This is a genomic window from Candidatus Omnitrophota bacterium (assembly GCA_016929445.1).
Taxonomy (GTDB): Bacteria; Omnitrophota; Gorgyraeia; order JAFGIU01; family JAFGIU01; genus JAFGIU01.
This window is the reverse complement of record JAFGIU010000023.1, coordinates 1-8069: the sequence shown is the minus strand read 5'-3', so window position 1 is coordinate 8069 and position 8069 is coordinate 1. Positions and strand designations below refer to the sequence as shown.

Below are 8069 nucleotides of genomic sequence, written 5' to 3'. Positions count from 1 at the left end.
CGTCCCCCCCGTCTCCGGTCAGAGCCACGGTCACATGCTTCCGGGTCATCTTGGAAACATAGTAGGTTGGGATCGCGGAGGAGTCGGCATAGGGCTCCCCGTAGTGGGCAACGAGTTCAGGCAGAATGGCCAGAGCATCAGGACGCACGATTTCTTCATGATGCTCGGTCCCGAAGTGCTGGGCCACGGCCCGCGCCACCGGCAGCTCACTAAAGTCGGATTCCTCGAATCCTATCGAGAAAGTGCGCACGCGCTCACTGCTGCGGCTCATCAATCCCACTACCAGGCTCGAGTCAATCCCGCCGCTGAGAAAGGCCCCAAGCGGCACATCGCTGATCATTCGCAACCGCACGGCTTCTTCGAGGAGTTCATCCAGCCGCTCTCCGGCCTCCTCCATACCGATGTCCGAAGTCTCTGAAAAATCCGCACGCCAATATTGGTGCAAGGAAGCCTGTCCCTTTTCCCAAACAAGATAGTGGGCTGGGGGTAATTTCTGCACCCCCTTGTAGGCACTCATGGGAGCAGGCACATAGAGGTAAGAAAAATAATACTGAAGGGCGCTCAGGTTGGGTTCAGGCCTTTGGGGGAGTCCTTCCAACAGGGCGGCAAATTCGGAAGCAAAAAAGAGCTGCCCCTTTTGGCAGCAATAGATCATCGGCTTCTGGCCCAGACGATCCCGCGCCAAGAGCACGCGCCCCCGTCGCCGGTCCCAAAGGCAAAATGCAAACATACCGCGCAAGTATTGGAGAAATTCATCCCCATGCTCGTCGTAGGCATGGACCAAGACCTCGGTGTCGCTGCATGTCCGGAACTTGTGTCCCTTTCGCTCCAATTCTGCGCGTAGTTCTCTGAAATTATAGATTTCTCCGTTAAAGACAACCCAAGTACTTTCATCCGCATTGGAAAGAGGTTGATGCCCGCCTTCAATATCAATAATCTGCAGACGGCGGTGGCCCAGAGTGCAGCGGACGGAATCCCCGCCCAGCGCCGCAGAGGAATGATAGCCTGCCTCATCCGGGCCGCGGTGGACCAGTTTATCCGCCATGCGCCGGACCTGATCTTCCGGCGCAGATCCAACCCCATAGCTCACAATGCCGCACAGACCACACATCAGATTTGGGCTTCGCTCCTTTGGGTCGATCCATTCCTGCTAAGCAACTGCTCGTAGATTAATTGATAGCTGTACGCCATATCCTGAACCCGGAACCTTTCCGCAACCACCTTCGTCGCAGCCTCGGACAGGCTTTTGGCCCATTCCGGCTGCTCCAAACAACGCAGTATCGTAGCGCTCAAACTGCGGGCATCGGCCGGACCAACCAACTTTCCGGTCACGCCGTCTTCAATCACCTCCGGTATCCCTCCGACATTCGTGGCGATAATCGGCTTGCCCAAAGCCATGGCCTCCAGAATCGTCAAACCAAACCCTTCCTCCACGGAGGGCTGCACAAAAATATCCATCATCCCCATCCAGCGCCGCACATCCGTCTGATATCCCGCCAAAATCAGCTTGTCTTCCAGGCCCAAGGCCCTGGCCTGGGCAAGCAATTCCTCCCTAAGGACTCCCTCCCCCACGATTAGCAATCTGGCATTGGGGTGGTTTCTGACAATATGGGCGGTTGCCAAAATAAGATGCCGGTGTCCCTTGCGCGGATGCAAGGTCCCTACAGCTCCGATGACGATCTCATCCTTCAATCCGAGTTCCGAACGGTTAGCCCGAGTCTCTTCCTTGGAAAGAGGCTGCCATTTTCCCAGATCGATCCCGTTATAAATCACGCTAATACGCCGCGCAGGCACCCGTTCGCGTTGCACCATGACATGACGCACACCTTGGGAAATAGCAATCACTTGATCCACCCGGCGCGCCACAATGCCGTCCAATCTCCACTGAACAGGGCTCCCGAACAAATACATCAGGTCGGAGTAGTGGCGTGTCATCACCGTAATGGGCCGTTTCACCAGAGCACAGGCCACCTGCCCGAGAGCAGTCGCATGAAAGAGATGAGAATGAAGAAGGTCGTAATCCCCGCTACGCAATAGGCCCACCAGTTTACTCAAAGTCTGAGGAGTATCCTTAATAGAGCGCGCGTCCAGTGCATGGGTGCGAAAGCCCTGCGCCTCCAATTGGTCCTGCAAGGGGCCCCTCGGGGCCAAGGTCGCAAATTCCAGTTCAAAGCATTTGGAGTCCGTGTACTTTGCCAAATCCAGCAATAGATTTTCCGTGCCCGCAATTCGCGAATCGGTTGTCAAATGCAAGAGTTTCGCTCTAGCCTTCATGAGACTCCTTTCTTGCCGTCACCAAAATCCCGTTCCCATTGTTCCACGGAATCATGCGGTCGGCCCACATTAAAGCCATCATCCAGGGGTGCAGGCAAGCAAAATACCACCAACTGCCTAAGAGAAAGACCAGAGGAGAATGCTGCAAAGCAAAGAAAATCTCGTAGGCCAGGGCGCCCGGCCAGCCATAGCTATACTCCGTCTTCTCAATATGAAATCCCGACTGTTGCAGCAGGGCACTCAGGCCCTCCAACGTATATCCTTCCCGGACATGGCCATGCCCCTCGGCTCCATGATCGTGTTCCATATCCATCAAGGTTTCCATAAAAGGCAAAATCCGCTTCTGCGGGCAGGCGGGAACCCCCAAAAGCAAGACCCCTCCGGAACGCAAGCCGCGGTGCAAAGCCGCAAGGGCCTCCGCATCCTGTTCAATATGTTCAAGAACATCCAGGCAGATGGCCAGCTCATACTGCTCCTGATCCTGTAAATCCTCCAAGCGGCCCTGGATTGTATTCAGCTCCATGCCGCTCAAGCGCGCTCCCTTCTCTAAGGATTGAACCCGCTCCCCGTTGAGTTCCAAGGCGGTTACCTTCACTCCCTTCCGTTGACCCAGGAGATAAACATACTGCCCGAAACCTGCCCCGGCATCTAAGACATTCGTGATTCCGTCCGAAGGAAGAGACGACAAGATTTGCTTCAGACGATCCCTCGCGTACCACTCGGTGAGTGTGGTCAATGTGACATAGCGCCGGTACAGCCCCTGGCCCAAAGAGGTGTCCGTCACAAAGGATTTCAAAGCTTCTTTAAGCGACACAAAGAATCTCCCTGTATAGACTTTCATATCGAGACGTTACCGCAGTCATGGAGAACCGGGTCTGAGCAGCTTCCCGCGCGGCCATGCCCAAAGTCCTGCGCAACTGAGCGTCGGCCAACAGACCTTTGAGCTTTCTGGTCAGAATCTCCACATTCCCGTAGGGAAAGACACAGGCGTTGACTCCGTCTTCGATAATCTCCCGGTGCGCGGGAATTTCGCTCGCCACGATCGCCAAACCCGCGGCCATGGCTTCGAGCAGCGCATTGGACATTCCTTCGGATACGGAGCCCAAAACAAAAACATCGGAAGCCACCAGATAGTCCTCGACATTTTTCACATGCCCCAAAAACCGGACACTGGATCCCAACCCCAAATCAGCCACCGATGCTTTGAGGTCCTTCTCCACATCCCGGTCCCCTCCGCCGCTGCCTAGGAGAAAAAGCCGCGCCTCTGAAAATTCCGGCACCACTTGTGCCCAGGCCTGAATCAGATGCTCCAATCCTTTTTCAGAAGACAGACGGCCCGTATAAATGACAAAGAGATCGCCCTCCAAATTCAAGCAACTTCGGGCGGCGGCCTTTGCATCCCTGTCATAAGCACTGTGTTCGGGGATCTCCACGCCGTTGGGAATATACTGGAAGCGCTCTTTTCTTACTCCCCAATCCTCAAACTCCTCGAAGACCGACGGATTAACCCCTACAACCCGGTCTATCCGCGTCATCAAATACCGGCGCATGCGTCCAAAAGGCAAACGCTGCAACTCACGGCGCTCGCCAAGTTCTTGGGTTGCTGAGATTTTGCTCAACGTCCGTTTTCCTGTGAGCAAGCCCGCCACAGCGGCGACAGTCGTGGGCGAGTAGCTTTGGTGGGCATGCAATATATCGATCTGCCGGCGATTCCGAATAATCCACACCAGGGCTCCCGCCAAGTAGCTCACGGATTCCAGCCATCGTCCCTTACCCCATTGCCTCAGACGATGCACCCGGATTCCGTCAATTGTCTGTTCAGCAGGCAAGCCTCGATTTTGCCGCGTCAACACACATACGGAATGCCCCCTCTGGACCAGCTCGCGCCCCAGCTTGTGGGCTTGGCGCTCCAAACCTCCCAGGTTTGGATAAAAGCCTGCTGCCAACATACACACCCTAATGGGCTTCATCCCTAAGCACTCCCCACCGGCTCAGTCCTGCCATCGCCAGTATATAAAAGAAGGGCAAAAACATGTCCCTATGCCGGATCGCCGTCCCCATATTGGCTTCGGCTATGGCATAGAGAGACACCCCGACCATGAGAAATATCACCATCGGAATAAGCGGCCTGGCCCGGCCGCTACATGTCCATATCACTCCGGACATAAAGGGCAAAGCCAGTAGCATCCATAACACCACCTGGGGCAGGACAAGAAGGTGGCTGCCCTTGCTGATCATCCACGGCAGCGGAGAAAACAAGAAATACATCAGGCCTTTCAAATACCCCAAGGCAAAGGCCCCGCTCGCAAGCTGCAAATCCTCCGGAACTCCGCTCGGGGCGTAGTGACGCTCCAGCATTTTCTGGTAATATTTGTCATCAAATATGCGGTAGTTGTTCCCTCCGGAACTGAGAAACCCAAGCCGCAAAGTCAAGATATACTCCGCGCTGATCTTCACCCGGCCCAAGGTATCCCTTCCGGACGGCAATAATTTGGTTCTGGCCACGCCCAGGCCTGCAACAATCAGAACCCCCACCAAAGCAATCTTTATCCAAAAAGCAAGCCGGGAACTCAGCAGCACACCTACAGCCAGAATCGGAACCAAAAGCAGAGTCGCCGCCTGCCGGATACTGTACATAAACGGAAGCAGAGCAAAAAATGCTAAAAACGGATACTTTCCATCCTCGATCCAGCGCGTTACCCCGTAAAAGGTGAACACCAACATAAAAAGATACAGATTATCCTTAAGATTACCCACTGACCAAAAAATCATCGTGGGGGTAAAGCACACTAATACCATCGCAATTTTTGCGGCACTCACGCCTAGTGCCCGCCTGGCAATACCGAAAGTCATCAGCCCGACAGATACTGTCATCAGGATATTCAAAAGCTTGCCCGCCATCGGAGCATATCCAAACAGGAAGAACAAAATCGCCAGCAAATCCGTATGGCTGTTCCGCTCACCTAAGACGTCGAATAAGTCTGCCCGGTCTCCTCGGAAATACTCCACCGTGGACCAAGCCAGCCGGCACTTGCCCCTGCCGTCATTAAAAACCGAACCGTCTCCCCCATTACTCCAAGAATGAAGCTGCAACGCACCGGCAGGAAGGACACGCACAAACGTTGCCAAAAGAAAACAAACCAAAACAAAGCGCCGGTATCGAGGATCATTCCGGCGCCAGATTGCGATCGAGATTACCCCCAAAATGACAAAGAACCACCCCCAATAGGCCTTAAAGACAAAAAGAACCCCGAACACAGCCCCGGCAAGAATCCAACCCAAAAGTCCAGGACTTGCAGTACGTCTCAAAGGATGTGCCTCTTAAATACATTGTCCCAAATAACCCGAAAATGCTCCTTGATGGTGGGGATCACTTTGAGCTTTGACTTTTCACCCTTGTGGTCATACCTGAGGATGAGCGGAACCTCTGTCATAAAAAGCGGCATCCGGCGCAGCTTGACCAAACACTCCGCCATCACGGCAAATCCGTTGGATTCGAGAAGCCTTCCGTCGAATCGCTTAACTGACTGGCGCAAAGCGCCCACATTGTATCCGCGGTAAAAACCGGTGTACTCCTTGATCCCTCGAACCGGAAAAAGAATCCGGTAAAGCAGATTGCAAGCCACTGTGCATACATAGCGCAATGCGGGCACACCAATCAGCATTCCTCCAGGAGCAAAACAGGAGGCGATTACAACTTCATAACCTTCATCCAAACGATTGACCATGAATTTTATCAAACGCGGATCGTGTGTATTGTCCGCATCCATGCTCACCATGATATCCTTGTCGTTCGCGGTATCCAGGACATACTTAAAACCTTCACGAAACACATCCCCCACCCCGCGATTTCTTTCAAAATCAATTAGATGGACCGGCATTCGAGATGCACAGGAACGAATCACCTCAGCAGTTTTGTCGGAGCTCCCGTCATTAACGGCAACGATCTTATACTCAAAAGACGCCTCCTCCAAAACCTTTTGCACACGGTCCAGCAATGCTTCAATCACATCTTCTTCGTTATAGACAGGAAGGAGCACGTAGATCATGAGACCTCCTGGGCCAGGGCCTTGAGCCGCCATTCCACGGTCTTGCTTAAACCCTCCCTGAGATCATACTTGGATTCGAAATCGAGCAAAGTCTTCAGCTCCGTCAGGTCCGGCACACGGCGCCGCACATCTTGATAACCCCGCGACAGATTTTTATAGGGGACGAATTTGAACTGCGGTTTTTCCGCGCCGGCAACCAGACCCCAGATGAGTTTGGCCAAGTCCAAAATAGAGATTTCTTCGGGTGAACCGATATTGATCACTCGTCCCACGGCAGCCCCGTGAGTCAGTGCCCGGTAAGTGGCTTCGACCAAATCATCGATATACATAAAGCTACGCGTTTGAAGGCCGTCCCCGTGGATCTCGATGGGCTCATTGCGTGCCGCTGCATCAATGAACACAGCCTGAGGCCCCCCGGTCCATGAAGAATGCTGCCGCGGACCATAGCCCCCGAAGTAACGCACGATCGAAAAGGGCATTTTGTACCGGTCTGCATAGGCAAAGACCAAATGCTCATCAAAGAGTTTGGACACCGCATAGCTCCAGCGTGTCACATAGCTGGGGCCGAGCACGCACAAAGACTCTTCGCTAAAGGGCAGGTCCGGATTCATTCCGTAGACATCGGAAGTGGAAGCAAAAAGAAAACGGCAGCCTTTTGCGGCAGCGGATTTGAGCAGCATCTCGGTTCCCTTGACATTCACGGTAAGGGTATCCAAACCGTCACTGTATCTGGGAATTTTCTTGGCTGCCAGATGGGCAATGGCATCACACTCGCCCACTGCCTTTTCCACAAGCCCCGCATCACAGACATCGCCCTCCACAAATTCAAAATTTGCGTGTGCTAAACAGGTCTCAAGATTATCTCTGGAGCCGGAACTCAGGTCATCCACACCAATAACGGCATGTCCTCGTTCCAAAAGCTTGTCGCAAAGATGAGAGCCCACAAAACCTGCGGCTCCAGACACCAAAATCTTCTCCAACTTTTCTTTACCCATCAGATCTCCACGTTCCCGTCCGCAGACGTCATCCACCAAGGTCCTTGTTCCACCCAATTCGGGCTCTTCGAAACCTTTTGCGCAATATAAATCTTTTCACAGCGCCGCGGCACGCTGATAAATCCCAAGCTCAAAAGCACCCGCCTCAGAACCGGGTGGGTACAGGCCGCAAAGAGCCCCCAGGCTCCGACCTGGCGTCCGTAAGCCAATGTCTGCTTCATTAATTTCCGGAGAACGGCAGGATCCCTGGGATTGGCGATGAGTTCCATAAGGGACAGACTTTGCTGTCCGCGCTCATGGTGCGAACCCACACTCACCGACCCTCTGAGCTCATCCTTCTCCCGTATTACAAAAGTCTGATATGCCCGCAAAGGGTGGTCCCGGTAACGCCAATTCAGAAAGGCCGAACTGCGCGCGCAGGCTATTCCAAGCTCCGGCGCCGTCCTCTTCCAAAACTCGTCAAACTCCGGACCAAAATCGCTTAGCCGTTCTGCTTCCGGTTTGGGCGCAACCCCAATGTTAAAAAATGGCGAAAGGCTCCGCACCGCAGTCCGCCAAAGACGATTGCTTTTGCCCAAGGCCCGGGACGCAGACCGGCCATTGAGGATTCGCAACATGACCGGCAAATTCAGCGATGAAAAACCCGCTTCCGCCAAAGTCTCCGCAGGGGTCGCCGACTCACGCACGAAACTCACGTCAAAACGACGCACAAGATCGCGAAGCAGGGTCTCCCGGATTCCCTGCCCCTCCT

General features: G+C 53.9%; 8 protein-coding genes. All 8 read right to left on the bottom strand.

What is annotated here, in order from left to right:
* Positions 1-1111 (bottom strand): asparagine synthase (glutamine-hydrolyzing) (gene asnB, locus JW937_02265; protein ID MBN1586237.1); only part of this gene is annotated, 1111 nt, incomplete at its 3' end.
* Positions 1111-2274 carry a glycosyltransferase gene (locus JW937_02260; GenBank protein MBN1586236.1) on the bottom strand — a complete coding sequence of 388 codons (1164 nt, stop codon included), beginning with the start codon at positions 2272-2274 and terminating at the stop codon, positions 1111-1113. The genes asnB and JW937_02260, both read right to left, overlap by 1 nt.
* Positions 2264-3088, bottom strand: a complete 825-nt coding sequence (locus tag JW937_02255) for a class I SAM-dependent methyltransferase (protein MBN1586235.1) — start codon at positions 3086-3088, stop codon at positions 2264-2266. Before JW937_02255 ends, JW937_02260 begins: the two co-directional genes overlap by 11 nt.
* On the bottom strand, positions 3078-4244 hold the full coding sequence (locus JW937_02250) for a glycosyltransferase family 4 protein (GenBank protein ID MBN1586234.1): 1167 nt from the start codon (positions 4242-4244) through the stop codon (positions 3078-3080). The genes JW937_02255 and JW937_02250 overlap by 11 nt, the downstream gene beginning before the upstream one ends.
* Positions 4231-5583 (bottom strand): glycosyltransferase family 39 protein, encoded by a 1353-nt coding sequence (locus tag JW937_02245; protein ID MBN1586233.1) that lies wholly within the window; start codon positions 5581-5583, stop codon positions 4231-4233. Before JW937_02245 ends, JW937_02250 begins: the two co-directional genes overlap by 14 nt.
* On the bottom strand, positions 5580-6323 hold the full coding sequence (locus JW937_02240) for a glycosyltransferase family 2 protein (protein ID MBN1586232.1): 744 nt from the start codon (positions 6321-6323) through the stop codon (positions 5580-5582). Before JW937_02240 ends, JW937_02245 begins: the two co-directional genes overlap by 4 nt.
* Complete coding sequence (locus JW937_02235; GenBank protein MBN1586231.1) at positions 6320-7318, bottom strand: GDP-mannose 4,6-dehydratase; 999 nt, start codon at positions 7316-7318, stop codon at positions 6320-6322. Before JW937_02235 ends, JW937_02240 begins: the two co-directional genes overlap by 4 nt.
* Positions 7318-8069: hypothetical protein (locus tag JW937_02230; GenBank protein ID MBN1586230.1), on the bottom strand; the 752-nt coding region annotated here is incomplete at its 5' end. The genes JW937_02235 and JW937_02230, both read right to left, overlap by 1 nt.

Excerpts from the sequence above, each read along its gene's own strand:
- JW937_02250 (MBN1586234.1), bottom strand. The coding sequence starts at position 4,244 with ATGAAGCCCATTAGGGTGTGTATGTTGGCAGCAGGCTTTTATCCAAAC.
- JW937_02240 (MBN1586232.1), bottom strand. The coding sequence starts at position 6,323 with ATGATCTACGTGCTCCTTCCTGTCTATAACGAAGAAGATGTGATTGAA.
- JW937_02260 (MBN1586236.1), bottom strand. The coding sequence starts at position 2,274 with ATGAAGGCTAGAGCGAAACTCTTGCATTTGACAACCGATTCGCGAATT.
- JW937_02235 (MBN1586231.1), bottom strand. The coding sequence starts at position 7,318 with ATGGGTAAAGAAAAGTTGGAGAAGATTTTGGTGTCTGGAGCCGCAGGT.